Source organism: Streptomyces lydicamycinicus (assembly GCF_000829715.2).
GTDB classification, from domain to species: Bacteria; Actinomycetota; Actinomycetes; order Streptomycetales; family Streptomycetaceae; genus Streptomyces; species Streptomyces lydicamycinicus.
The window spans coordinates 40,046-63,636 of sequence record NZ_BBNO01000004.1 but is presented as its reverse complement, the minus strand read 5'-3'; the positions used below and the strand labels follow the sequence as shown (position 1 = coordinate 63,636).

General features: G+C 70.9%; 23 protein-coding genes. 12 read left to right on the top strand and 11 right to left on the bottom strand.

Annotated features, from left to right (window positions below; genetic code table 11):
• The first annotated feature begins 192 nt into the window (after positions 1-192).
• Positions 193-657: a hypothetical protein gene (locus TU31_RS13505; protein ID WP_158894443.1), complete on the top strand. Its 465-nt coding sequence runs from the start codon at positions 193-195 to the stop codon at positions 655-657.
• Between the two features lie 20 nt (positions 658-677).
• Positions 678-1,025: a hypothetical protein gene (locus tag TU31_RS13500; RefSeq protein ID WP_158894439.1), complete on the top strand. Its 348-nt coding sequence runs from the start codon at positions 678-680 to the stop codon at positions 1,023-1,025.
• Positions 1,026-1,147: 122 nt separating this feature from the next.
• Here the strand turns inward: TU31_RS13500 and TU31_RS13495 are convergent, their stop codons facing one another.
• The 3 genes from TU31_RS13495 to TU31_RS13485 form a co-directional block, all read right to left on the bottom strand.
• Complete coding sequence (locus TU31_RS13495) at positions 1,148-1,987, bottom strand: phosphatase PAP2 family protein (RefSeq protein WP_078885769.1); 840 nt, start codon at positions 1,985-1,987, stop codon at positions 1,148-1,150.
• Positions 1,988-2,105: 118 nt separating this feature from the next.
• Positions 2,106-3,158 carry a LacI family DNA-binding transcriptional regulator gene (locus TU31_RS13490; protein WP_042154058.1) on the bottom strand — a complete coding sequence of 351 codons (1,053 nt, stop codon included), beginning with the start codon at positions 3,156-3,158 and terminating at the stop codon, positions 2,106-2,108.
• 24 nt (positions 3,159-3,182) lie between these two features.
• On the bottom strand, positions 3,183-4,814 hold the full coding sequence (locus TU31_RS13485; RefSeq protein WP_042154056.1) for a glycoside hydrolase family 13 protein: 1,632 nt from the start codon (positions 4,812-4,814) through the stop codon (positions 3,183-3,185).
• 223 nt (positions 4,815-5,037) lie between these two features.
• Here TU31_RS13485 and TU31_RS13480 point away from each other — a divergent pair, with 223 nt between their 5' ends.
• The 6 genes from TU31_RS13480 (at position 5,038) to TU31_RS13455 (ending at position 11,297) form a co-directional block, all read left to right on the top strand.
• Positions 5,038-6,315, top strand: a complete 1,278-nt coding sequence (locus TU31_RS13480; RefSeq protein WP_042154055.1) for an extracellular solute-binding protein — start codon at positions 5,038-5,040, stop codon at positions 6,313-6,315.
• A 53-nt stretch (positions 6,316-6,368) separates the two neighbouring features.
• Positions 6,369-7,247 carry a carbohydrate ABC transporter permease gene (locus TU31_RS13475; protein ID WP_370682743.1) on the top strand — a complete coding sequence of 293 codons (879 nt, stop codon included), beginning with the start codon at positions 6,369-6,371 and terminating at the stop codon, positions 7,245-7,247.
• A gap of 2 nt (positions 7,248-7,249) precedes the next feature.
• The gene (locus TU31_RS13470; RefSeq protein ID WP_042155364.1) at positions 7,250-8,110 is read left to right on the top strand and encodes a sugar ABC transporter permease; all 861 of its coding nucleotides are present in this window, start codon (positions 7,250-7,252) and stop codon (positions 8,108-8,110) included.
• A gap of 1 nt (position 8,111) precedes the next feature.
• The gene (locus TU31_RS13465) at positions 8,112-9,713 is read left to right on the top strand and encodes a glycoside hydrolase family 13 protein (RefSeq protein ID WP_042154051.1); all 1,602 of its coding nucleotides are present in this window, start codon (positions 8,112-8,114) and stop codon (positions 9,711-9,713) included.
• Positions 9,710-10,765, top strand: a complete 1,056-nt coding sequence (locus TU31_RS13460; RefSeq protein WP_370682732.1) for a LacI family DNA-binding transcriptional regulator — start codon at positions 9,710-9,712, stop codon at positions 10,763-10,765. The genes TU31_RS13465 and TU31_RS13460 overlap by 4 nt, the downstream gene beginning before the upstream one ends.
• A 175-nt stretch (positions 10,766-10,940) precedes the next feature.
• Positions 10,941-11,297, top strand: a complete 357-nt coding sequence (locus TU31_RS13455) for a hypothetical protein (RefSeq protein WP_042154049.1) — start codon at positions 10,941-10,943, stop codon at positions 11,295-11,297.
• 62 nt (positions 11,298-11,359) lie between these two features.
• Here TU31_RS13455 and TU31_RS13450 read toward each other — a convergent pair whose 3' ends face one another.
• Together TU31_RS13450 and TU31_RS13445 are read right to left on the bottom strand one after the other, a co-directional pair.
• Entirely contained in the window at positions 11,360-11,608 is a 249-nt protein-coding gene (locus TU31_RS13450) for a DUF397 domain-containing protein (protein WP_042154046.1), read from the bottom strand.
• Positions 11,605-12,435, bottom strand: a complete 831-nt coding sequence (locus tag TU31_RS13445; protein WP_107070695.1) for a helix-turn-helix domain-containing protein — start codon at positions 12,433-12,435, stop codon at positions 11,605-11,607. The genes TU31_RS13450 and TU31_RS13445 overlap by 4 nt, the downstream gene beginning before the upstream one ends.
• A gap of 168 nt (positions 12,436-12,603) precedes the next feature.
• Here TU31_RS13445 and TU31_RS13440 point away from each other — a divergent pair, with 168 nt between their 5' ends.
• The 3 genes from TU31_RS13440 to pulA all read left to right on the top strand — a co-directional run bounded on the left by TU31_RS13440 (position 12,604) and on the right by pulA (position 16,543).
• Positions 12,604-13,086 carry an ATP-binding protein gene (locus TU31_RS13440; protein ID WP_042154042.1) on the top strand — a complete coding sequence of 161 codons (483 nt, stop codon included), beginning with the start codon at positions 12,604-12,606 and terminating at the stop codon, positions 13,084-13,086.
• Between the two features lie 175 nt (positions 13,087-13,261).
• Positions 13,262-13,696 (top strand): ester cyclase, encoded by a 435-nt coding sequence (locus TU31_RS13435; protein WP_042154040.1) that lies wholly within the window; start codon positions 13,262-13,264, stop codon positions 13,694-13,696.
• 204 nt (positions 13,697-13,900) lie between these two features.
• Positions 13,901-16,543 carry a pullulanase-type alpha-1,6-glucosidase gene (gene pulA / locus TU31_RS13430; RefSeq protein WP_078885768.1) on the top strand — a complete coding sequence of 881 codons (2,643 nt, stop codon included), beginning with the start codon at positions 13,901-13,903 and terminating at the stop codon, positions 16,541-16,543.
• 7 nt (positions 16,544-16,550) lie between these two features.
• Here pulA and TU31_RS13425 read toward each other — a convergent pair whose 3' ends face one another.
• The 5 genes from TU31_RS13425 to TU31_RS13405 all read right to left on the bottom strand — a co-directional run bounded on the left by TU31_RS13425 (position 16,551) and on the right by TU31_RS13405 (position 20,975).
• A complete protein-coding gene (locus TU31_RS13425) occupies positions 16,551-17,066 on the bottom strand; it encodes a GNAT family N-acetyltransferase (protein ID WP_063770797.1) in 516 nt (171 codons plus the stop codon).
• 483 nt (positions 17,067-17,549) lie between these two features.
• A complete protein-coding gene (locus tag TU31_RS13420; protein WP_063770796.1) occupies positions 17,550-18,236 on the bottom strand; it encodes a TetR/AcrR family transcriptional regulator in 687 nt (228 codons plus the stop codon).
• Positions 18,237-18,283: 47 nt separating this feature from the next.
• Complete coding sequence (locus TU31_RS13415; protein WP_042154036.1) at positions 18,284-19,369, bottom strand: PDR/VanB family oxidoreductase; 1,086 nt, start codon at positions 19,367-19,369, stop codon at positions 18,284-18,286.
• A 1-nt stretch (position 19,370) separates the two neighbouring features.
• Entirely contained in the window at positions 19,371-20,285 is a 915-nt protein-coding gene (locus TU31_RS13410) for a metal-dependent hydrolase (protein ID WP_042154034.1), read from the bottom strand.
• A 54-nt stretch (positions 20,286-20,339) separates the two neighbouring features.
• The gene (locus tag TU31_RS13405) at positions 20,340-20,975 is read right to left on the bottom strand and encodes a TetR/AcrR family transcriptional regulator (RefSeq protein WP_042154033.1); all 636 of its coding nucleotides are present in this window, start codon (positions 20,973-20,975) and stop codon (positions 20,340-20,342) included.
• 106 nt (positions 20,976-21,081) lie between these two features.
• Here TU31_RS13405 and TU31_RS13400 point away from each other — a divergent pair, with 106 nt between their 5' ends.
• Complete coding sequence (locus TU31_RS13400) at positions 21,082-21,504, top strand: DUF4345 domain-containing protein (protein ID WP_042154031.1); 423 nt, start codon at positions 21,082-21,084, stop codon at positions 21,502-21,504.
• A 26-nt stretch (positions 21,505-21,530) separates the two neighbouring features.
• On the opposite strand, the gene TU31_RS13395 is transcribed toward TU31_RS13400, so the two are convergent.
• Positions 21,531-23,510 (bottom strand): hypothetical protein, encoded by a 1,980-nt coding sequence (locus TU31_RS13395; RefSeq protein WP_042154029.1) that lies wholly within the window; start codon positions 23,508-23,510, stop codon positions 21,531-21,533.
• Positions 23,511-23,591: the final 81 nt, after the last annotated feature.

Here is a 23,591-nt window from a genome sequence, read left to right as displayed (position 1 = left end):
CCGCTGCGGCATGGCCCATGGCGAGAGAACGGTGGCGTGCGCCGGTGATCCCCGCGGTGGCCGGGAAAGGTGAACGGCGGACATTTTTCGATTTATCGCCGGAGGTGGCGGGGCTTATTCCGCCCCTCGTCCCCTTGATCGATTTCTGATTTCATTTCATGCGTTGACCAACTCCAACGCAAAGGAATGATGATGCGGAGTAAGCGGAGGATCCTGGCGGGGATTCTGTCGGCATCCGTCGCCTGGGCCGGATTTCTGGGAGCCTTTGCCGGGCCCGCGCAGGCTGCCACGGTTTCGCCTGTGCATATGGCCGCGCCGGCGGCTCAGAAATCAGCGGCGCAGAAATCGGCGGTCGGAAAGTGGCACATACGCAACTCGTTCTTCGGGAAGAACGGTGAGGACGTGCCGCTGCGGCAGGGGGATCTGAAGTTCGGCTACAAGCATATTCAGGACAAGCACCCGGAAGATGACACTTCCTTGATCGGCTGGATCGACGATACCCTCGAAGACGGGAAATACGAGGAAGACGAGGGGTCGACGGTGGTGCGGAACCGGACGGCCACCGGGAAGATGTTCCGGGTGGTGTTCTCGGAGCGCGAAGACGAAGCCTCCAAGGATGGCCGGCCGGTCGGCATCATTACGGCGTTCCTTGAATGACGGGACCGAAAGGAGAGGCCGTGGACCATACGCCGCGTGGCGGTATGGATGTGGAAGAGTGGCTCGCGCAATTTCAGCGGTCCCTGGAACGTTCCCTGCCGAAGAGTCTGGCCTCGGAAGAGGATCAGGGTTCCTTGCGGGAAATGCTTGTCGACCGGAGAGAGCAGGGGGTCTGGATCACTGCCACCTTCGCCATGGCGAGTCATCCCGGGGTGTCCTTTGAATGGCAGCAAAATGTGGTGCCCGAGTTGAGTGCGGACTGGGACCCCGCATTCGCTTCCATGCTCTTCCGCACGCACCTCATCGAGTGGTATCACACGGAGGCCAAAAGGCGGCCCCCCACTGCTGACGGCGTCGTCCGGGACTGACCCGGTGGCCGCGCCCGCGAAACCTGTCCGGTTCCGCGCGCACGGTACCGCCGGGGCCTCATGCGGCCTCTCCCGCGCCCGCCCCTCTCGCGGGAGGGCGCGGGGCCGTATGAGGCCCCGGCTCACGCCGTAGCCGGCAACACCCGCGCCAGCCGGTGCGGCAGCCTCCCGTACCACGCGGAGGCCAGCGCGAAGCCCAGTGACAGGCACAGGACGCCGCCCACCGCGTCCAGCCAGAAGTGGTTGGCGGTGGAGATGATCACCAGCAGGGTGACGGTGGGGTAGAGCAGGCCGAGCGCCTTGCACCAGAGCGGCTTGGCGAGCAGCGCGATCGTGATGCCGCACCACAGCGACCAGCCGATGTGCATGGACGGCATCGCGGCGTATTGGTTGGACATCGCGGCGAGGTTGCCGGACGCCATCGAGCCCCAGGTGCCGTGGTTGACGAGGGTGTCGACGAAGCCGCCGTCCGGCATCAGCCGGGGTGGCGCCAACGGGTAGAGGTAATAGCCGATCAGGGCGAGACCGGTGGTGGTGAACAGGGCCAGCCGGGCGGCGGCGTAGCGGCCGGGGTGCCAGCGGTAGAGCCAGATGAGCACACCGATCGTGACGACGAAGTGCAGTGTCGCGTAGTAGTAGTTCATCGTGACGATCAGCCACGTCACGGAGTTCACCGCATGGTTGACGGTGCGTTCGACGGCGATGCCGAGGAAGTGCTCCGCCTGCCAGACCCAGTCGGCGTTCTTCAGCGCCTGGATCTTCTGCTCGGGCACGGCGTTGCGGACCACCGAGTAGGTCCAGTAACTGACCGCGATCAGCAGGATCTCGAACCAGAGCCGGGGAGAGCGGGGGGCACGCAGACGGGCCAATCGGCTGTCGGTCACCGGGCGGTCCGCGTGTTCCCCCTTGGGTGGCGGGGTGGTCGGCAGGCCGTCCAAAATCCTCGTATTCGCATCACCCATAGGCAGACAGTCTGCCAGAAACGGACGTCTTGCCGATCATCCTTCGGGCGGGTATTCGGGGCCCTGTATCGGACCTGTGGGGGAGGCCAGGACCCCGTACTCGCGGGTGATACGGCGCTCAGTGAGCCCGCGACGGCTTCGGAATCCGCGCCGTCGTGCGGGGGGCCGAGGCGGTCGAGCCGCGTACCACCAGTTCGGGGTGGAAGACGAACTCGCTGTGAGGGGCGGGGGTACCGCCGACCTCTTCCAGGAGAGCCCGGACCGCCGCCTGTCCCATGGCCGTCACCGGCTGCCGGATCGTGGTCAGCGGCGGGTCGGTGAAGGCGATGAGCGGGGAGTCGTCGAAGCCGACCACGGAGACGTCACCGGGGACGTCGAGCCCGCGCTGCCGGGCGGCGCGGATCGCGCCGAGCGCCATCATGTCGCTGGCGCAGACGATGGCCGTGGCGCCGCGCTCGATCAGCGCGCCCGCCGCGGCCTGACCGCCCTCCAGGGTGTAGAGGGAGTGCTGGATGAACGGCTCCGCCTCGGCCGGGCCGAGCTGTAGCCGCTCCTGCATGCTGCGGACAAAGCCCTCGATCTTGCGCTGCACGGGAACGAAGCGCTTGGGGCCGAGCGCCAGCCCGATCCGCCGGTGGCCGAGCGCGCTGAGGTGGGTGACCGCCAGGTCCACCGCGGCCCGGTCGTCGGGGGAGATGAACGGTGCCTGCACCTTGTCGGAGAAGCCGTTGATGAGGACGAACGGGACGCCCTGGCCGCGCAGCTGCTCATAGCGCTGCATATCGGCGGAGGTGTCCGCGTGCAGCCCGGAGACGAAGATGATGCCGGCCACTCCGCGGTCCACCAGCATCTCGGTCAGCTCGTCCTCGGTGGAGCCCCCCGGCGTCTGGGTCGCCAGGACCGGCGTATAGCCCTGGCGGGTCAGTGCCTGCCCGATGACCTGGGCGAACGCCGGGAAGATCGGGTTCTCCAGCTCCGGAGTGATCAGTCCGACCAGCCCGGCGCTGCGCTGCCGCAGCCGCACCGGGCGCTCGTAGCCCAGCACATCGAGGGCGGCAAGCACGGACTGGCGGGTGGTGGCGGAGACTCCGGGCTTTCCATTGAGCACCCGGCTGACGGTGGCCTCGCTGACACCCGCCTGCGCTGCGATATCGGCCAGCCGGGCGGTCATGGGTGGGACTGTACCGTTCGGCTCTCAGATTGCCCACCAGGTGCAGCTGTCACCGGGGAGCACCGCGGCGGCACCCTTGCCGGTCACCGGGGCGCTGGCCAGCAGCAGCGCACCGGGTGGCGGAAGCTCCACGTCGTGACCCAGTGTGTTGACGGCGCACAGCATGCCGGGCCGGGTGAAGGCGAGCACCCCGTCGGGCGCGGGGGCCCAGCTCATCTCCCCGTCGCCCAGTCCCGGCAGCCGGCGGCGGAGGGCGAGGGCGGTGCGGTAGAGCTCCAGGGTGGAGGCGGGGTCGCCGGTCTGGGCCTCGACGGTGAGGGCGGCCCAGTCGCCGGGCTGCGGCAGCCAGCTGCCGCCGTCACCGAAGCCGTAGGGCGGTGCCTCGCCGGACCAGGGGAGCGGCACCCGGCAGCCGTCGCGGAAGCCGTCCTGGCCGCTGGTGGCGGCGGCGCCCGCGGTCCGGCCGCCACGGAAGAAGGCCGGGTCCTGGCGGACCTCGTCGGGCAGGTCGGTGACCTCGGGCAGGCCCAGTTCCTCGCCCTGGTAGAGGTAGGCGGAGCCGGGCAGCGCCAGCATCAGGAGGGTGGCGGCACGGGCGCGGTCCAGGCCGCCGCCGAGACGGGTGGTGTGCCGTACGACGTCGTGGTTGGACAGCACCCAGGTCGTCGGAGCGCCGACCGAGGTGGTGGCGGCGAGCGAGGCGTCGATGACCTCACGCAGTGCGCCGGCCTCCCAAGGGGCGTTCAGGAACTGGAAGTTGAAGGCCTGGTGCAGTTCGTCGGGGCGGACGTAGAGGGCGAGGCGCTCGGCGGTGGGGGCCCAGGCCTCGGCGACGCCGACCACCTGCTTGCCGTGGGCCTCGCCGTAGCCGTCCAGCAGGCGGCGCCAGGCGCGGTGGATGCTGTGCACCCCGTCCTGGTCGAAGAACGGCAGCACCTGATTGCCGATCAGCTTGGCCTGCTGGCCGTGGCCGATGTCCGGCAGGCCGGGGGCCTTGACCATGCCGTGCGCGACATCGACCCGGAAGCCGTCCACGCCGAGGTCGAGCCAGAAGCGCAGGATGGCCTCGAACTCGGCGTGCACCTCCGGGTCGTCCCAGTTGAGGTCGGGCTGCTCGGGGGCGAAGAGGTGCAGATACCAGTCGCCGCGGTCGGTGCGGGTCCAGGCCGGGCCGCCGAAGACCGACTCCCAGTCGTTGGGCGGGAGTTCGCCGCTCTCCCCCTTGCCGGGGCGGAAGAGGTAGCGCTGCCGGGCGAGCTCGGGGTCCCGGAACCACGGGTGCCGGTCGGAGGTGTGGTTGGGGACGATGTCGACGATCACCCGCAGGCCCAGGTCATGGGCGGTGCGGATCAGGTCGTCGGCGTCCTGGAGGCTGCCGAAGAGCGGGTCGACGGCGCGGTAGTCGGCGACGTCGTAGCCGCCGTCGGCCTGGGGTGAGGCATAGAACGGGGTGAGCCAGACGGCGTCCACCCCCAGGTCTTTGAGGTGCGGCAGCCGGGCGCGGGCGCCGCGCAGATCGCCGATGCCGTCACCGTCGCTGTCGGCGAACGAGCGCACATACACCTGGTAGATGACGGCGTCGCGCCACCACCCCGGACCTCGGCCCGTTCCGGGGGCCTGGGGGGCGGGGCTGGGGGAAGTGAGCTCCTGGGTCATCTGCCGTCCCTTTGAGGTCAAGAGGCGTCGGTGCCTTCACGCAATCAACGCTCGGGCGGGCGCGGGGTGACGGTGCCGAGGGCGCCCGGAGGGTCCTGTTCCAGCCATCTCGTTGCAATTCGTTCCCATGGTCTTGCAGAAATTTGCCGCAAGGTCTTTCGGTTTGTTTTCCACGCTGTTACGTTCCTGACCGCCATCTGAGGCATTTCCCTAAGGAGTTCACATGCGGCGTGGCATACGGGGCATAACGGCCACCGCGCTGGTAGCGGGCCTGGCACTGGCAGCGACAGCGTGCGGCGGAGGCGACAGCGGCAGCGGCGGCGACAGCGGGGGTGAACTGTCCGGAACCGTTACCTTCTGGGACACCTCCAACGACGCCGAGAAGGCGACGTACCGCAAACTTGCCGAGGGTTTCCAGAAGGAGCACCCCAAGGTCCACGTCAAATATGTGAACGTCCCCTTCGGTGACGCCAACGCCAAGTTCAAGAACGCGGCCGGCGGCAACTCCGGCGCCCCCGACGTGATGCGTACCGAGGTCGCCTGGGTCGCCGACTTCGCCAACCTCGGCTACCTCGCGCCGCTCGACGGCACCCCCGCCCTCGACAAGACCGACGACTACCTGCCGCAGGCCGTCGGCTCGACGAAGTTCAAGGGCAAGACCTACGCCGCACCCCAGGTCATCGACACCCTCGGCCTCTTCTACAACAAGAAGCTCCTCAAGGACGCCGGTGTCGAGGTGCCCAAGACCTTCGACGAACTGGCCAAGGCCGCCAAGAAGATCAAGTCCAAGACCGGCGCCACCGCCCTCTACCTGCGCGGCGACGACCCCTACTGGTTCCTGCCCTACCTCTACGGCGAGGGCGGCGACATGGTCAACGCCCGCGACAAGGTCGTGGAGATCGACGACGGCGCCGGCGTCCGGGCGTTCAAGACGATCAAGGACCTGGTGGACTCCAAGGCCGCGGTCACCGACGCCACCGACGGCCAGGAGAACCAGCTCAAGGCCCTCAAGGACGGCACCGTCGCGATGGCCGTCGACGGCCCCTGGGACATCGAGGGCGCCCGCGCCGGCAAGGCGTTCAAGGACAAGAAGAACCTCGGCGTCGCCCCCGTCCCCGGCGGCAGCACCGCCCAGGGCTCCCCGCAGGGCGGCTGGAACCTCTCCGTCTACGCCGGCAGCAAGAACCTCCAGGCCTCCTACGCCTTCGTGAAGTACATGAGCTCGGCCAAGGTCCAGCAGCAGACCAACGAGAAGCTCAGCCTGCTGCCCACCCGTAAGTCCGTGTACGAGGTGCCGGCCGTCAAGAGCAACGAGATGGTCCAGTTCTTCAAGCCCGCCGTCGACGGTGCCGTCCAGCGCCCCTGGATCGCCGAGGGCAACTCGCTCTTCGAGCCGGTCAAGGTCCAGATGAACAAGGTGCTCACCGGCGCCGCCTCGCCCGAGCAGGCCGCCAAGGCGACCGGCGACGCCTACCGGAAGCTGCTCAAGGACTACAAGTGACCTTTGCTGTACGGGTGCGCCGGGCGCTGGGCACCCACTGGTACGCGTGGACGATGGTCGCCCCGGTGGTACTCGTCATCGGGGTGATCATCGGCTACCCGCTGGTGCGCGGCGTCTTCCTCTCGCTCACGGACGCCAATGAGGCCAACGTCGAGCGGAACATCGGGGTCAACCACCTCCCCGCCACCTACAAGTTCACCGGCCTGGACAACTACCGGGCGGTGCTCTCCGACGGCGTCTTCTGGGACCGCCTCGGCTGGACCGTCCTGTGGACCGTCGGCTGTGTCTCGCTGACGTTCCTGACCGGCCTCGCCCTGGCGAACATGCTCAACCGCACCCTGCGCGGCCGCACCTTCTACCGCCTCGCGCTGATCCTGCCGTGGGCCATCCCCGCCTTCATCTCGGTCTTCACCTGGCGGATGCTCTACAACGAGAAGAACGGCATCCTCAACAAGCTGCTGGCCGGCGGCGGTATCGACGCGGTCCCGTGGCTCAACGACCCCACCTGGGCCAAGCTCTCGGTCATCGCCGTCAACGTCTGGCTCGGCGTGCCCTTCATGCTCGTCGCGCTGCTCGGCGGACTCCAGTCCATACCGGGCGAGCTCTACGAGGCCGCCGAGATGGACGGCGCGAGCGCCTGGCAGCGGTTCCGCCACATCACCGTGCCGGGGCTGCGGGCCGTCAGCAGCACCGTCATCCTGCTCTCCACCATCTGGACCTTCAACATGTTCCCGGTGATCTTCCTGCTGACCCGGGGCGGCCCCGGCGACGCCACCGAGATCCTGGTGACCTACGCCTACCGGCTCTCCTTCATCGACAGCCCCCGCAACTTCTCCGAGTCCGCGGCCTGGGGCGTCCTGATCCTGGTCCTGCTCTCGGTCGTCGCGGTCGTCTACCGGCGGGCGCTGCGCAAGCAGGGAGAGGTGTGGTGACCATGACCCGTACGCCCACCACCCGCCCGCCCCGCAAGCGCAACGAGCGGTCCGCGCTCGCCTCCACCGCGCTGCACGCCGGTCTGGCCGTCGCCGCCGTACTGGCGGTCTTCCCGCCCCTGTGGCTGCTGGTGACGTCCTTCAAACCGAGGAACGACGCCTTCTCCACCAGCCTGGTCACCCACTTCACCTTCGCCAACTACACCCATGTACTGGCCGACACCGAGTTCCTGACCTGGTTCAAGAACTCCGTGATCATCGTCGGGCTGACCACCGTCCTCGGCGTCTTCCTCGCCGCCACCACCGGCTACGCCGTCAGCCGCTTCCGCTTCCCCGGCATGCGCCCGCTGATGTGGCTGCTGCTGATCACCCAGATGTTCCCGGTCGCGGTGCTGATCGTGCCGCTGTACAACCTCCTGGCGAGCCTCGGCCTGCTCAACCAGCCCGCGGGCCTGGTCATCACCTACCTGACCATCGCCGTCCCGTTCTGCGCCTGGATGATGAAGGGCTTCTTCGACACCATCCCGGTGGAGATTGACGAGGCGGGCCGGGTCGACGGCCTCAACCCGTTCGGCACCTTCTGGCGGCTCGTCCTGCCGCTGGCCCGCCCCGGGCTCGCCGTCACCGGCTTCTACACCTTCGTCACCGCCTGGGCCGAGGTCGCCTACGCCTCCGCGTTCATGACCGGCGAGGAGAACCTGACGCTCGCCGGCGGCCTCCAGACCTTCGTCAACCAGTACACCAACGACTGGGGTTCGATGACCGCCGCCGCCGTGATCATCGCCGTACCGGCCGCGCTCGTCTTCGCCTTCGCCCAGCGCCACCTCGTAGCCGGACTGACCGCCGGCACCACCAAGGGTTGAAATGACTCCACAGCACAACGTCACCCCTGAGAACGTCACTCCTGCCACCGACTGGTGGCGCGACGCGGTGATCTACCAGGTCTATCCGCGCAGCTTCGCCGACGCCAACGGTGACGGCATGGGGGACCTGGCCGGTGTCCGCAGCCGGCTGCCGTACCTGCGCGACCTGGGCGTGGACGCCGTCTGGCTGAGCCCCTTCTACGCGTCCCCGCAGGCCGACGCCGGCTACGACGTCGCCGACTACCGCGCCATCGACCCGATGTTCGGCACCCTGCCCGACGCCGAGGCCGTTATCACCGAGGCCCACCGGCTGGGGCTGCGCATCATCGTCGACCTCGTCCCCAATCACTGCTCCGACCAGCACGAATGGTTCCGCCGCGCACTGGCCGGGGGCCCCGGATCGACGCTCCGCGAGCGCTTCCACTTCCGTAAGGGACGGGGCCAGAACGGCGAGGAGCCGCCCAACGACTGGGAGTCCCTGTTCGGCGGCCCCGCCTGGACCCGGGTCCCCGACGGCGAGTGGTATCTGCACCTCTTCGCGCCCGAACAGCCCGACTTCAACTGGGACCACCCCGCCGTCCAGGACGAGTTCCGCTCCATCCTGCGCTTCTGGCTGGACCTGGGCGTGGACGGCTTCCGGGTCGATGTGGCCCACGGCCTGGTCAAGGCCCCCGGCCTGCCCGACATGGGCCACGGCGAACAGCTGAAACTGCTCGGCAACCAGGTCCTGCCGTTCTTCGACCAGGACGGCGTCCACGACGTCTACCGCTCCTGGCGCACCGTCCTCGACGAGTACGCGGGCGACCGGATCGCCGTTGCCGAGGCCTGGACCCCCACCGCCGACCGCACCGCCCTCTACCTCCGCCCCGACGAACTCCACCAGGCCTTCAACTTCCACTACCTGAACGCGGGGTGGAACGCGGCCGAGCTCCGCGAGGCGATCGACTCCTCCCTCGACGCCATGCGCCCGGTGGCCGCCCCGACGACCTGGGTGCTGTCCAACCACGACGTCGTACGCCACCGCACCCGGCTCGGCGGCGGCCTGGACCGCGCCCGTGCCGCCACCCTCCTGATGCTGGCGCTGCCCGGCTCCGCCTACCTCTACCAGGGCGAGGAACTGGGCCTGCCCGAGGTCACCGACCTGCCCGACGAGGTCCGCCAGGACCCCTCGTTCTTCCGGGACAGCGGCCAGGAGGGCCTGCGCGACGGCTGCCGGGTGCCGCTCCCGTGGAGCGGCGAGGCACCGCCGTACGGCTTCGGTGACGGCGGCAGCTGGCTGCCGCAGCCCGGCGACTGGGCCGCCCTCACCGTCGAGGCCCAGACCGGCGACCCCGCCTCCACCCTGGAGCTCTACCGCACCGCCCTCACCCTGCGGCGCACCCACCCCGGCCTGGGCGCGGGCGACGCGGTCGAGTGGCTGGATACCCCCGACGGCGTCCTGTCCTTCCGCCGGCCCGGCGGACTGATCTGCACCGTCAACACGACGGAGAGCCCGGCCCCGCTGCCCGCCCCCGGCCGGATCCTGCTCGCCTCCCGCCAACTCGACGCCTCAGACGGGGACTTCACGCTGCCCGCCGACACCGCCGTCTGGTGGGAGGAGTGACCCTGCCCGATCTCCCTACCGCCCCCCGGCTCTCCGACATCGCCGCCCAGGCGGAGGTCAGCGAGGCGACCGTCAGCCGGGTCCTGAACGGCCGGGCGGGCGTGGCGGCGAGCACCCGGCAGCGGGTGCTCGCCGCGCTCGACGTGCTCGGCTACGAGCGTCCCGTACGGCTGCGGCGCCGCAGTGCCGGGCTGGTCGGGCTGGTCATCCCCGAGCTGACCAACCCGATCTTCCCCGCCTTCGCCCAGATCATCGAGCAGTCGCTGGCCGGCCACGGCTACACCCCGGTGCTGTGCACCCAGATGCCGGGCGGAGCCACCGAGGACGAACTCGTCGAGCAGCTGGAGGAACGCGGTGTCACCGGCATCGTCTTCCTCTCCGGCCTGCACGCCGACACCCGCGCCGACCCGACCCGCTACGCCCGGCTGGCCTCCCGCGGCGTCCCGTTCGTCCTCATCAACGGCTACCACGACCGCATCGACGCGCCGTTCGTCTCACCCGACGACGGTGCGGCGGCCCGGATGGCCGTGCGCCACCTGGCCGAGCTGGGGCACGAGCGGATCGGCCTGGCCGTCGGCCCGGCCCGCTATGTGCCCTCCCGCCGCAAGGCCGACGGCTTCGTGGCGGCGCTGGCGGAGTCGTTCGGCCTGTCGAGGGGGCAGGCCGAACGGCGCGTCCAGCACACCCTGTTCAGCGTCGAGGGCGGCCACGCGGCAGCCGCGGCACTGCTCGACGAGGGCTGCACCGGCGTCGTCTGCGGCAGCGACCTGATGGCACTGGGCGTGGTGCGGGCGGCCCGCCAGCGCGGCCTGGACGTCCCGGGCGACCTCTCCGTCGTCGGCTTCGACGACTCCCAGCTGATCGCCTTCACCGACCCACCCCTGACCACGGTGCGCCAGCCGGTGCAGGCGATGGCGACGGCGGCGGTGGGCGCCCTGATCGAGGAGATCCACGAACGCACCCAGGGGCGTCAAGCGCCGCCGCAACGCACGGAGTTCGTCTTCCGGCCGGAGCTGGTGGTGCGGGGGTCGACGGGGCCGGTGCGCGCGTGATCCGGGGTGGGGAACGGGCCGGGACCGGAAGTCATACGGAGGCCCAGAGTCCGCAATTCCGCTTTCCTCCGACCTGATGCCGATAACGGGCGCACACCGACCGATAGATGAAACATAACCCCGGTCCCTAGCGTCCCTTTGCGTACGAGTTGTCATTCCGGAAGGAAGAGAACGAGTGAAGATGCGCAGGAACGCGGGCCGCACGCTGGCCATGGGCGCCATGGCCGCTTCCCTTCTGATCCTGGGAACGGGTGCCGCGAACGCCGCGACCGGCACGCTGGAGTTCTCCGGGAACGGTGAGCGGACGCTGACCAACCCCACGGACGGGGCTTGCTACAAGCTCGCCAAGAAGACGCCGCCGTGGGAGTCGCTGGGCTACAAGACGATCACCAATCACACCAACAAGAAGGTGACCTGGTACACCGCGGACAACTGCAAGGGAGACGGCTCGGCCGTCGAGCCCGGAGAGACCTCGGAGGCGAGCTCCACCTGGTGGCCGCTGGTCTCCATCAGGTACGTCAAGATCGGCTGACCGCACGAGCCCGGGGCCGCGGGCGGCGTGCCGCCGTGGCCCCGGGGCTGGCTCGTGCGCCGTCAGGCCAGTTCGACGGCGTACCCGACGAACGCCGCCCAGGCATCGGCGGGCACGGCGAGCTGTGGGCCGGCCTTGTCCTTGGAGTCGCGGATGTGGACGGTGGTGGGGCAGGTGGCGATCTCCACGCAGCTGTCGCCATCGCTGCTGCTGTGGCTGGACTTGTACCAGGAGAGGGCGACCTCCACGCAGTCGTCGCCGGAGCTGCCGCTGTAGCTGCTCTTGAACCAGGCCAGTTCGGTGCTGTTCATAGCGCTCCTCGCATCTGCGTCAGCAGGCTCCGGGAGTCCTCCGGTGTGAGGGCCTGCGAACGCAGTTTCGCATAGCGCATCTGGAGCGTGCTGATTGTCTTTGGGTCAGGAATGAGTTGGCCGCTTCGTTGCCCCTCGCAGTAGGCGTACCACCGGTTGCTCGGAGTCTCCAGGAGCTGCAACGGCCCGCCCATTCCCGCGTGAACTCCCCTAGCCAACGGCATGACTTGCAGCTCGACGTTCCGGAGCCTGGTGCTCTCCAGCACATAATCGAGGAGTTCCCGGCAGACGTCCGCGCCACCCGTCCGCCGCAGAAAGACATGCTCGTCGACGATGAAGCTGAACGCCGTGTTCGGCCGGTCCCGCAGCAGCTTCTGCCGGTCCAGTCGGGCGGTCACCTGCGTCTCGGTCTCCTTGTCGGTCAGCAGCGGAATGCGGTGCTCGAACAGCTCCCGCGCGTACGCCTCCGTCTGCAACAGCCCCGGCACCAACCGGCATTCGTACGTGTACAGGCTGATCGCCTGCTCCTCCAGGCGGGCCCACTGCCGGAACCACGCGGCTAATCCCGGCTGCCGCGCCAGCTGCGTCGCCATCGCCCGCAGCACCCCGAAGGCGTCCAGCACCCGCTCGGCCCGCTCGATGAACTCCGGCGGCGGGAGCCTGCGCCCCTGCTCGATCGAGGCGACGGTCCCGGCGGAGAATCCCACCCGCCGCGCCAGACCTTCCTGCGTCAGTGTCGCCCGCCCCCGGAACGCCTTGACCACGGCCCCGAACGCCCTGAGGCTGTCGGTGGTTTCGGGCTCGCTGTTGCCCGCTTTGCCGGCCATACCGGCCACCTCCCATGCGTCTGTCGTGCCCCACGCACAACTCATCCATGGTTACGGTCCGTTACCGCCGATGTCTACCCTTTGCACTCGTACGCTGACGCTCCGTACGAGCTCCGTAGGGGCGGAAATCCTGGCCATGGGTGCCATACGGGCGCCACCGTGGAGCGCATGCCAGCCCAAGCAACCTCCCGGTCTCCCCAAGCCCCGGTTACCGTACGTGTGTTCACCCAGCGCTTCAGTGCCACCTGCCTCGGCGCCCGTCTCGCCCGGCATCTCGCCGTCCACCGGCTCGATCTGTGGGGCTTTCCCTATGGCGGCGCGCTGTCCGATGCCGCCGCCTCGGTCGTCGCCGAACTCACCGCGAACGCCGTGACCCACGGCCGCGTCCCGGGCCGGGACTTCGAACTGCGCCTCGCGACCCTGTCCTACGCGCATGGGGACACCGATGCGGCCCACCCCGCCACCCTCCGCATCGAGGTCGCCGACACCCGTACGGAGAGGCGCCCGCCGTCCCCGGGCGCTCTCGTGCTGCCGCCGCCCGACTGCGAGACGGGACGGGGGCTGCCGCTGGTGGCCGCGCTCGCCGCTCGCTGGGAGGTCGTCGACCGGGTTCCGGTGGGCAAGGTGGTCCGCGCGGAACTGGACCTCTAGTGCCGCATCGGCAACGTTTTGCCCTGCCCCGGTGACCGAGTGACCCGCGCGGCTGCTTTCGAGTGAACGTCCGCGGCGGTCTGGCGCGCCGGGGGTGTGGCCAGGGGAGCCGACGGGCGACGATGCGGGCCGTATCTGCCGCTCCGGCATACGAGGCGCACGCAGAGGGGTTCCCGTGTCCACCGAGGAGAACAAGAGGCTGGTTCGCCGCTTCTACCAGGAGATCGACGCGGGCAACCTCGATGCCATGGATGATCTCGTGGCCGAGGATTACCAGGACCACTCGCCGCCACCGTTTCCAGGCTTCGCACCCGGTCGGGAGGGGCTCAAACAGGTCTTCCGGCTGTTCTGGGAGGCCACGCCCGGCACGCACGAGATCGAGGACCAGATCGCGGAGGGCGACAAAGTCGTGACCCGGCTGACCGCCCGGGGCGTACACGAGAGGGATCTCCCGGGCATCCCTGCCACCGGCAGGCCGATCACGATGACCGCGACGGTGATGCATCGCATCGAGAACGGCAAGCTCGCCGAAAAGTGGTCGGACAAGGATCTCCTCGGCTTCCTTCAGCAGCTCGGTGTCATCCCGGCGCCCGGCGGGGGCCCGGGATAGTCCAGGGCTGCACTGCGAGCTGAGCGGGCCTGTCAGGTAGGAAGTCCGATGGTCCTGGCGCCGGTCCGACCGGCCGGGCGCGTAGGGCCCGTTCGGTGACGGGTCTCCGGTCGGCCGGACCGGCTACTGCGGGAACGTAACACCCTTGCAATGTCTTGCGTAAGGTCTTGCAGCGAGGAATCGGCGCGGATAGAACCATGACCCATGTCCTCCACCACCCGCCGGTCCCGCCGGCGCCTGGCCGCCGCGCTCGCCCTGGTCCTCGGTTCGGTGACCCTGCTGGTCTCGTCCCCGCAGCAATCGGCGCAGGCGGCGCCGGCCCCTCCGGAGCAGGCCCTGGCCCAGTGGATCGACCGTGACACCGTCGTCTGGAAGGGCGCGGAACACCGCGCCGCCCAGCTGGAGTTCGGTGCCCACGGCGATCGCATACGACTGACGCCGGGCAGCCTCTCGCCGTCCGAACGGGGCGCTTATCCGCATCTGGCGGGGTACCCGGCCTTCACCGTCGATCCCCGCGACCGCCACCTGGCCGGTACCGCCCTGCGTGGCAAGCTCCTGGCCGCCCAGCGCACGGCGGACGGGCGGCGCACCACCACCGGCGTCCAGATACCAGGCGTCCTGGACGACCTCTACGGCAGCCGTGCCCAACAGGCCGCGCTGGGGCCGGTGTTCGGCCGCGACGGCCGGCCCACGCTCTCCCTCTGGGCGCCCACCGCCCGCACCGTCGCCCTGGAACTCGACGGCCGTACGGTCCCGATGCGACGCGATGACCGCAGCGGTGTCTGGCGCGTCCAGGGGCAGCGTGACTGGACCGGGAAGCCGTACCGCTACCTGGTCACGGTCTTCGCGCCCACCGCCGGCAAGACCGTCACCAACAAGGTCACCGACCCCTACTCCACCGCCCTGACCGCCGATTCGGCCCGCAGCCTCGTCACCGACCTCGACGATCCGCGGCTCGCCCCGGACGGCTGGTCACGGCCGGCGAAGCCCGCCGCGGTGCCGCTGAGCCGGGCCCGCATCCAGGAGCTACAGATCCGCGACTTCTCCGTCGAGGACCGCACCTCCCGCCACCCGGGGCAGTACCTCGCCTTCACCGACCGGCGCTCGGACGGGATGCGGCACCTGCGCTCCCTCGTCCGGTCCGGCACCTCCTACGTCCACCTGCTGCCCGCCTTCGACTTCGCCACCGCACCCGAGCGGCGCGCCGACCAGGCCCGTCCCGGCTGCGATCTCGCCTCGTACGCCCCCGACTCCGACGGCCAGCAGGACTGCGTCGGGAAGACCGCCGCCCGCGACGCCTACAACTGGGGCTACGACCCGCTGCACTACACCGTCCCGGAAGGGTCCTACGCCTCCGACCCGGACGGGACGGCCCGCACCGTCGAGTTCCGGCGGATGGTCCAGGGGCTCAACAGCGCCGGGCTGCGTACGGTCATGGACGTCGTCTACAACCACACCGCCGCGAGCGGTCAGGATTCGCGCTCCGTTCTGGACCGCATCGTTCCCGGCTACTACCAGCGGCTGCTCGACGACGGCACGGTGGCCACCTCCACCTGCTGCTCCGGCACCGCGCCCGAGCACACCATGATGGGCAAGCTCGTCGTCGACTCGGTCGTCACCTGGGCCAAGGAGTACAAGGTCGACGGCTTCCGCTTCGACCTCATGGGGCACCACCCCAAGGCCAACATCCTCGCCGTCAGGAAGGCCCTCGACGCGCTGACCCCGCAGAAGGACGGCGTCGACGGCAAGAAGGTCATCCTCTACGGCGAGGGCTGGAACTTCGGCGAGGCCGCGAACGACACCCGCTTCGTCCAGGCCACCCAGCGGAACATGGCCGGCACCGGCATCGCCACCTTCAACGACCGGGCCCGGGACGCGGTGCGCGGCGGCGGCCCCTTCGACGCCGACCCCCGCATCCAGGGCTTCGCCTCGGGCCTGTCCACCGACCCCAACTCATCGAAGGAGAACGGCACTCCGGCCGAGCAGCGCGCCCGGCTCCTCCACTACCAGGACCTCCTCAAGGTCGGCCTCACCGGCAACCTCGCCGACTACACCTTCACCGACACCACCGGCCACCGCGTCAAGGGCTCCCAGGTCGACTACAACGGTGCCCCGGCCGGCTACGCCGCCGCCCCCGGTGACGCACTCGCCTACGCCGACGCCCACGACAACGAAACCCTCTACGACGCCCTCGCCTACAAACTCCCGCCGCACACCGGCCCCGCCGACCGCGCCCGGATGCAGGTCCTGGCCCTCGCCACCGCGGCCCTCTCGCAAGGCCCCGCACTCTCCCAGGCGGGCTCCGACCTCCTGCGCTCCAAGTCCCTGGACCGCAACTCCTTCGACAGCGGCGACTGGTTCAACGCCCTGCACTGGAACTGCGCCGACGGCAACGGCTTCGGCCGCGGTCTGCCGCCGGCCGCCGACAACAAGGACAAGTGGCCCTACGCCCGGCCCCTGCTGGCCGATCCCGCGCTCCGGCCCGGCTGCGCCACGATCCACGGCGCGTCCGCCGCCTACCGCGACCTGCTCCGTATCCACGCCACCGAACCGGCCTTCGGCCTGCCCACCACCGCCCGCGTCCAGTCCGCCCTGTCCTTCCCGCTCTCCGGAAAGGACGAGACCCCCGGCGTGCTCACCATGCGCCTGGGCAACCTCGTCGTCGTCCTCAACGCCACCCCGGACCGGCAGCACCAGACCGTCCGCGACCTGGCGGGCGAGCGTTACGCCCTGCACCCCGTCCAGGCCCACGGTGCCGACCGCACCACCGCCACCGCGTCCTACGCGCCCGCCTCGGGCACCTTCACGGTCCCGGCCCGTACGGTGGCGGTCTTCCGCCGGGGTTAAGCGGTCCTCAGGTGCCCAGCCGCTTTTCGAGGAGGGTGACGGCGTACCGGCTGCCGCCGCCCTCCTTGGACTGCTCCCCGACGACCGTGTAACCGGCGCCCTCGTAATAGGTGCGCAGCCGCGGGTTGGAGGAGACACAGTCCAGCCGGGCCCATGCCCGCCCCGCCCCCGCTATCCGCTGCTCGGCATGCGCCAGCAGCGCCCGTCCCGTCCCGGCCGGGGCGTGCCGGCGATCCACCATCAGCCGGTGCACATAGCCCGCCTCCGGCGGCCGCGGCCCCCACGCGGGCTCGTCCTCCCACCACAGCTCGAAGGCCCCCACCCGCCGCCCGGCGACCTCCGCCAGCCAGACCTCCCCGTCCTTCTGCCGCAGCCGGAAGTGTTCCTCATCCTTGCCCCCGGGCTTCCACTGGTCGATCCCGGCCTCCTGCATCCAGCGGGCGGCCCTGTCGTATAGCTCGACCAGGGCCGTGAAGTCGCCGGGCGTGCGGTCGCCGACGAGCCTGAAGGTGATCTCGTTCATGCGGACGATTTTGCCCTTTCGGCTGCGCTTGGCTAAGCGGCCCACGTTTTTGTCTGTCCCGCCGTGGGTGTTGGTCGCCGTTGCGCCTGCGGCGGGCGGGTGGTTGTTGGGTGCGGTGACGGGCCTCCGGGGCCTGGTGTGTGGACTGCTTCGCTTTACGTCCACACACCAGGCCCCTCCGGCCCGTCCCCTCCCGTTGGGGGAGTAGTAACGGTGGGTGGGGGCTGGCCGCCGTCAGTCGTTTCACGGCGACCAGTGCGGCGCACCGGACCACTCAGAACAGCCCCCACCAACCGTTTTCCCACCCATCCCACGGGAGGGGACGGGCCGGAGGGGCAGGGGTGTGGGACGTAAAGCGAAGCAGTCCCACACCCCTGCCCCGGAGGTCCGTCACCGCACCCGACAGCCCCGCGCAGCGGCACCGCCCGGCGCAGGCGCAACGGCGAGGTCCCACACGGCGGGACAGCCGAAAACGTGGGAAGGCTAAGTGAAACGGCTTAGGCGCGTGACGAGATCCGCGAACATCCCATCCGCCGGCTCCTCGGCCAGTATGCGGCGGACCACGACGGCCATCTGGCCGTCATACGCCGCACTCACCGCCGCCAGCGCAGCGAAATCGTGGACGAGCTGGCGTTCCAGCTCGGCGCGCGGTACGCGGCGGCCGTCCAGCCACAGCAGGGCGGTGGTCTCGGCGAGGGAGACCCAGGAGCGGACCACCAACTCCAGCCGTGGGGCGGGGTCGGGGATGCCGAGGTGGGCCAGGATCTGCTCGTAGGCGGCCTGGCGGACGCCGTCGATCATCGCGCCGGTGCGGGTGGATCCGATCGCGGGGCCGCCGCGCATCAGGGCCGAGAAGCCGGGGCCGTGCTCGGCCACGAAGTCGAAGAAGCGCTCCATGACCCGCAACAGCCGGGCGCCGAGCGGGCCTTCGTGCGGCTCCACGAAACGGGCCGTGAGCTCTTCGGCGGCCCGGCGCAGCGCGGCCTCGTACAGCTGCTGTTTGCCGGGGAAGTAGTGGTAGACGAGCGGCCGGGAGATACCGGCCGCCTCGGCGACCTCGTCGATCGAGACATCCTCCGGGGAACGGTGGCTGAAGAGGTCGAGCGCGACAGCGATCAGCTGCTCACGCCGCTCCTCGACGCCCATTCTCCGCCGCGTCCCGGTCGTCATGCGGCCACCCTAACGACCTGGGGCGCGGCGCGGAATCGCCGGTCTCATCACAGATCGAGCACAAGACGTCCACCGCGCGCCCGGGAGACGCAGATCAGCAGGGAGTCCGCGCGTTCGGCGTCCGTCAGCAGGTCATCGCGGTGGTCCACCTCTCCGGACAGCACCCGCTGTTGGCAGGTGCCGCAGAATCCCCGCTCGCAGGAGTACGGCAGATCGGGCAGCGCCTGGTCGCGGATCGCCCGCAGCACACTGCTGTCCGCGGGCACCGTGACCGTACGGCCGGTGCGGCGCAGCTCGACCTCGAACGGCGTGTTCCCGGCCGTGGGGGCGGGGGTGGCCGCCGTGAACCGCTCGGTGTGCAGGGTCAGTCCCTCGGTGACGGCGGGCAGAAGTGCCGCGACGGCGTCCATCAGGGGCTCGGGGCCACAGCAGTAGACGGCCGCCCCCGGTGGCGCACCGGCGAGTACCGCGGCGAGATCGGGGCGCCCGTCCTCGTCCTCGGCGACCACCGTCAGCCGGGCGTCGCCGGGGCCCGCCAGCTGCCTGAGCTCCGCCAGGAACGGCATCGAGGCACGCGACCGCCCGCAGTACAGCAGCCGCCACGGCACCCTGGCCCGCTCGGCCTGCCGCACCATCGGCAGGAGGGGGGTGATGCCGATACCGCCCGCGAGGAAGAGATAGGCGGGGCCGTCCCGGAGCGGGAAGCGGTTTCGGGGGCCGCGGACCCCGACGAGCGTCCCCTCGTGCAGTCGCTCGTGCACCTCGCGCGAGCCGCCGCGGCCGTCCTCGATCAGCCGGGCGGCGATGGTGTACGAACCGGGCGTGGCGGGGTCGCCGCACAGCGAGTACTGGCGTACGGCCCCCGAGGGCAGCACCAGATCGAGGTGCGCCCCGGGCTCCCAGTCCGGCAGCCCCTCGCCCGCCAGGCGCAGCCGGACCACGCCCTCGGCCTCCGCCGTACGCTCCACCACCCGCAACTGCCGTGTCCCGGCTGCCTGGTGGCCCTGCCCGGAGGTTGGGTGTTCCAGCGCGGGCAGTGGCCACAGGGGGGAGGACTGGATCCGTCGGCGCAGTGCCCGCCGGGCGGCCAGTGCGCCCGCGGCGACCAGCGCGACGGTGCGGAGCCGGGGCATCTCAGGCACCTCCGGTGGTACGGGCCTCGGCCGCGGTCGCGGCGGGGGAGGCGGCCAGATAGGCCATGGCCTGCTCGGTGCTGCCGTAGTGGGAGGGGTGGTAGGTGCGGCTGAGGTACTGCGGGATGGAGCGGGCCATGGCGCCGGCCGTCGGCAGCACGCCCCGCCGCCCGGCGCGGACGAATTCCCGGAAGCTCGCCCGCCCGACGTCCGGCGACGGGTCGTTCGCCAGGAAGAAGCGGGTGCCGCGCTGCCAGAGGAAGACCAGCGCGGTGAAGGCCGTGGCCCAGGTGCGGACGCGCCGACGGTATCCGCCGTCCAGATGGACGAAGAGATCGAAGGCCACCGAGCGGTGCTCGACCTCCTCCGCGCCGTGCCAGCGCAGCAGGTCCAGCATCGTCGGATCGGCGCCCCGCGCGTCCAGTGCCCGGGCGTTGAGCACCCAGTCGCCCAGGAACGCGGTGTAGTGCTCGATGGCGGCGACCAGCGCGACCCGCTCCAGCAGCCACCATCGCCGGGGGCGGCCCGGCGGCAGGGTGCGGTCGCCGAGCAGCTTCTCGAAGAGCCAGTCGACCTGTGCGGTGTACGGGGCCGGGTCCAGCCCCTGCGCCTTGAGGTGCGGCAGCACCTCGTCATGCGCCTGCGAGTGCATCGCCTCCTGGCCGATGAACCCGATCACGTCCGCCCGCAGCCGGGGGTCGCGGATGTGCGGCAGTACCTGCTTGTAGACGTGCACGAACCAGCGCTCGCCGGCCGGCAGCAGCAGATGCAGCACATTGATGGTGTGGGTGCTGAACGGATCGCCCGGTATCCAGTGCAACGGGGTGTCCGCCCAGTCGAAGGCGACGTTGCGGGCCTTCAGCGGGGGGTGCTCGGACGCGGCCGGCTGAGGCCGCAACGGGGCCGTATTAGACATGGCGTCAATGTACTGGGCGGTAAGGAATGCCGGTACCCCTCGGACGGTGAAAGGTCAGGGGGGCGTCTGCGGGTCCGCGGGGCGCTCCTCCTCGCCGGTGAGCAGCCGGTCGAGATCCATCACCGGGCGCAGCGCTCCCAGGAGCGCGCCGACGCACATCTCGCGCAACTCGGTGCGGCTGAAGGTCTGATGCGTCAGCCACTCCACGCAGAGCGTGCGGACGAACACCAGCCAGCTCATCAGGGCCGCCGGCGCCAGCTCGCCGGGTCCGGAGCTCAGGCCGGTGGAGTCGAGCAGTCGCCGGCGCAGTTCGGCCAGCTCGTCGGTGATGACGGTCTGGATCACCGGGTCACCGGCGAGCACCCGGTTCGCCGCGAGCACGGTGTGACGGTTCGCGGTGAAGTAGTCGATATGGGCGTCGAGTCCGGCGCGCAGCTGCTCGTGCACGGGGCGGGCCGGATCGAGTTCCGTACGGGTCAGCAGCCGGTCCGCGGCCTGCTGGTAGACCGCGGCGAACAGATCGCGCTTGTTCGGGAAGTAGCGGTACAGCAGGGCGCGGGAGACGCCGGCCCGTTCGGCGACCTCCTCCATGAACACCTCGTCGTACGGCTTCGCCGCGAAGAGCTGTGCTCCGGTGTCGAGCAACTGGCTGCGGCGCTCGGCGGGGTCGAGTCGGCGGCGTGTGGTCATGGTCCCGAGGTTACTTGACACCTGTCTACTACCGGCCGTACGTTCCCATTAATAGACAGGCGTCTACTAGCGGGCATCTGCGGACCGGGGAATGGAGGGCCGGGGCATGGCCGGACTTCTCAAGTGGCTGGCGCTGGCGATGGGGGCCGCCTGTGTGGCGATCGGCGCGTTCCACTTCGCCCTCGGCATCGACTCCGTGCCGGGGGAGGGTGCGGCGGGTGCCACCGTCGACAGTCGGGAGCGCTTCTACGGGGCGGTCTTCCTCGGCTACGGCCTCGCCTGGATCCGGACGGCCCGGCGCTCGCCGATCCCGGCCACGGCAGTGCGGTGGCTGGCCGGCATCTTTCTGCTCGGCGGCCTCGGCCGACTGCTGTCACTGGCCGTCCACGGACCGCCCCAAGGGTTCCAGCTCGCCCTGACGGCCCTCGAACTGGCCCTGCCGCCGCTCTACTTCTGGCTGGCGGCCGCCGACGAACGAGCGGCAGCGGCCCGGCCCTCGCCACGGCGGGCGGAACGCGTGCTTCCCTAGGGCCGGTCCGGTCCCGGGGCCGCCCGCTAGCCGATCGCCCCGATCCGCCCGCCGTTCGCCAGGCTGCCGGTCAGTTCCGCACGGTCGCCCGCCTTTGCCGGGACCGACAGCAGGCGGCCGGTCGCCTGGCCGGAGACGCCGCCGGTTGCCCTGACCGAGGTGACCTGGGTGCTGCCCGCGGCGAGCAGCCACCAGCGTTTGTCGGCGGCCTTCCAGAGGACCCCGGCCAGCGCCCGGGGGGCCCGGGGGCCGCAGGCGGTGCCGCCCTCGGCGCGGGCCGCGATCGTGCCCGGCGTGTACGGCTTCCCGTTCGGCGTGGGTGTCTGGATCTGGGCCATCGTGCGGCTGCCCGCCCCGCGCCAGGTTTCGGCGCGGGTGCACAGCCAGGCCGCGGTTCCGGCGCCCCCGGGCAGCGGCTGCCGGGCGAACTCCCAGGCGTTGACCGTACGGACGCCCTGACCGCGCGCCACGGCCAGCTGGCAGGCCGTGCGGGCCCATGCCGTCCGGGCCTTCGGGGACGTCACGTCGCCCGGCTTGCGCGGGCTGCCGTACGTCAGGCGCGCCGGGACCAGTTCACCGAGATCGGTCAGCAGCCGGCCGCCCATCCGCAGCGCCGGCCAGGTCGTGCACTGCGCGGTGGGCTGCGCCGTGGGCACCGGATCGGTCACCCCGCCCGCGCCGACCGTCACCGGCTGGTCCACCGCCTCCGGTTTGACCAGATCGACCAGCCGCGCCGACTTCACCCACGGGGCGGTCAGAAAGCGCACATTGCCCTGGGTGCGGCTCACCACCAGCGCGGTCGCCGAAGCCGCCGCCGCACCGTCCGTACGCGCGAAGTCCAGCGCCGCGCCGGTGCCGTCGCTCTGCCCCTCGCCGTCCGCCGCCTCCGCATAGCGCACCACCCGCAGTCCGTCGTGGAAGAGCACGACCACGGCGTGATTCACCACCCCCGCGAACAGCAGCTGCGCCGGACCGGCCGCCGGACCGGCCGGGGTGCCGGGGGTCGCCGAGACCTGCACCCCGGCCCCGGGCCTGGCCCATACGGCCAGCGCCCGCCGCAGCAGCGCCCGGTCGTGGATCCGGTCGCCGCGGGCGGGCCAGGTCGCGAAGTCCTGCCGCGCCGCGTGCTTCCAGGCGGTCGCGGAGGACACCGTCAGCTTGCCCGGGTCCAAGGCCGCCTCGGCCGCGGCGTTCTGCGCGTACGGCGGGGCGGCGGCGCCGTCCGGGCCCCAGCCCTCGCCCGGCAGCCCCAGCAGCGCCCCGCACACCAGCACGGCCGCGCCCGCCGCCAGCACCGCCCGGCCGTGCTGCCGCCGCCGGATCAGATCCGTCGGCCTGGCCTGAAGCGCACAGGGGTCGAACTCCGCCGACTCCAGCAGCGACCGGTCCCGGCTGCCGGCCGGTGTCGTCGCCCGCTCCGCCTCCTCCAGCGCCTCCCGGGGGTGCGCCACCCCGGCCGCCTCCAGCACCCGGCGGGTCTCCGGTGCGCTCAGCCGCTCCAGATCGCGCAGCACGAACGCCGCCCGGCCCGGCCCGGACAGCGCCGACAGCGCCTGGTCCAGCGCCAGTTCGTCGGCACCCCCGGAGCGCGGGAAGAGCCGCAGGCCCCACACCTGGGGGAGCAGCGGCGGCAGCGGCAGCCACCGGCGGGTCCGGCCGCCGGCCAGCGCGGCCCGCAGGACCCGCAGCCGGACGAAGGCGTAGCCGGGGTCGATCGCCGCGTCCGCGCCGGTGCGCGGGGCGGGCAGACCGGCCCCGCGGGTGGAGCTGCGCTGGCGTGGCAGGGTCCGCTGCACCACGCCGTGGGCGGCCAGCACCCGCCGGCTGCGGCCCTGGCCGGGCGGCAGGACGAGGTAGGCCAGCCGGACCAGCCGGGGGTAGTGCTCCACCAGCGCCGCCTCGGCCTGCTCGACGTCGATGACGTCACCGAAGTCCGCAAGGCTGCCGGGGGTGGTGCGGTCCGGGCGCCGGGGTGTCGCCTGCTGCTGTTTCTGCTGCTGCTTCACGTTCCGTGAAACGAGTGAATCCTGTGATGGTCACCGGCCCTCCCCGCACCCCGAGGGGCGCCGGGAGGGCCGGTGACGGGC

Coding starts and splice junctions, on each gene's coding strand:
- TU31_RS13505 (WP_158894443.1), top strand. CDS start 193: ATGCGGAGTAAGCGGAGGATCCTGGCGGGGATTCTGTCGGCATCCGTC.
- TU31_RS13495 (WP_078885769.1), bottom strand. CDS start 1,987: ATGGGTGATGCGAATACGAGGATTTTGGACGGCCTGCCGACCACCCCG.
- TU31_RS13490 (WP_042154058.1), bottom strand. CDS start 3,158: ATGACCGCCCGGCTGGCCGATATCGCAGCGCAGGCGGGTGTCAGCGAG.
- TU31_RS13485 (WP_042154056.1), bottom strand. CDS start 4,814: ATGACCCAGGAGCTCACTTCCCCCAGCCCCGCCCCCCAGGCCCCCGGA.
- TU31_RS13480 (WP_042154055.1), top strand. CDS start 5,038: ATGCGGCGTGGCATACGGGGCATAACGGCCACCGCGCTGGTAGCGGGC.
- TU31_RS13475 (WP_370682743.1), top strand. CDS start 6,369: ATGGTCGCCCCGGTGGTACTCGTCATCGGGGTGATCATCGGCTACCCG.
- TU31_RS13470 (WP_042155364.1), top strand. CDS start 7,250: ATGACCCGTACGCCCACCACCCGCCCGCCCCGCAAGCGCAACGAGCGG.
- TU31_RS13465 (WP_042154051.1), top strand. CDS start 8,112: ATGACTCCACAGCACAACGTCACCCCTGAGAACGTCACTCCTGCCACC.
- TU31_RS13450 (WP_042154046.1), bottom strand. CDS start 11,608: ATGAACAGCACCGAACTGGCCTGGTTCAAGAGCAGCTACAGCGGCAGC.
- TU31_RS13445 (WP_107070695.1), bottom strand. CDS start 12,435: ATGGCCGGCAAAGCGGGCAACAGCGAGCCCGAAACCACCGACAGCCTC.
- TU31_RS13440 (WP_042154042.1), top strand. CDS start 12,604: ATGCCAGCCCAAGCAACCTCCCGGTCTCCCCAAGCCCCGGTTACCGTA.
- pulA (WP_078885768.1), top strand. CDS start 13,901: ATGTCCTCCACCACCCGCCGGTCCCGCCGGCGCCTGGCCGCCGCGCTC.
- TU31_RS13425 (WP_063770797.1), bottom strand. CDS start 17,066: ATGAACGAGATCACCTTCAGGCTCGTCGGCGACCGCACGCCCGGCGAC.
- TU31_RS13420 (WP_063770796.1), bottom strand. CDS start 18,236: ATGACGACCGGGACGCGGCGGAGAATGGGCGTCGAGGAGCGGCGTGAG.
- TU31_RS13415 (WP_042154036.1), bottom strand. CDS start 19,369: ATGCCCCGGCTCCGCACCGTCGCGCTGGTCGCCGCGGGCGCACTGGCC.
- TU31_RS13410 (WP_042154034.1), bottom strand. CDS start 20,285: ATGTCTAATACGGCCCCGTTGCGGCCTCAGCCGGCCGCGTCCGAGCAC.
- TU31_RS13405 (WP_042154033.1), bottom strand. CDS start 20,975: ATGACCACACGCCGCCGACTCGACCCCGCCGAGCGCCGCAGCCAGTTG.
- TU31_RS13400 (WP_042154031.1), top strand. CDS start 21,082: ATGGCCGGACTTCTCAAGTGGCTGGCGCTGGCGATGGGGGCCGCCTGT.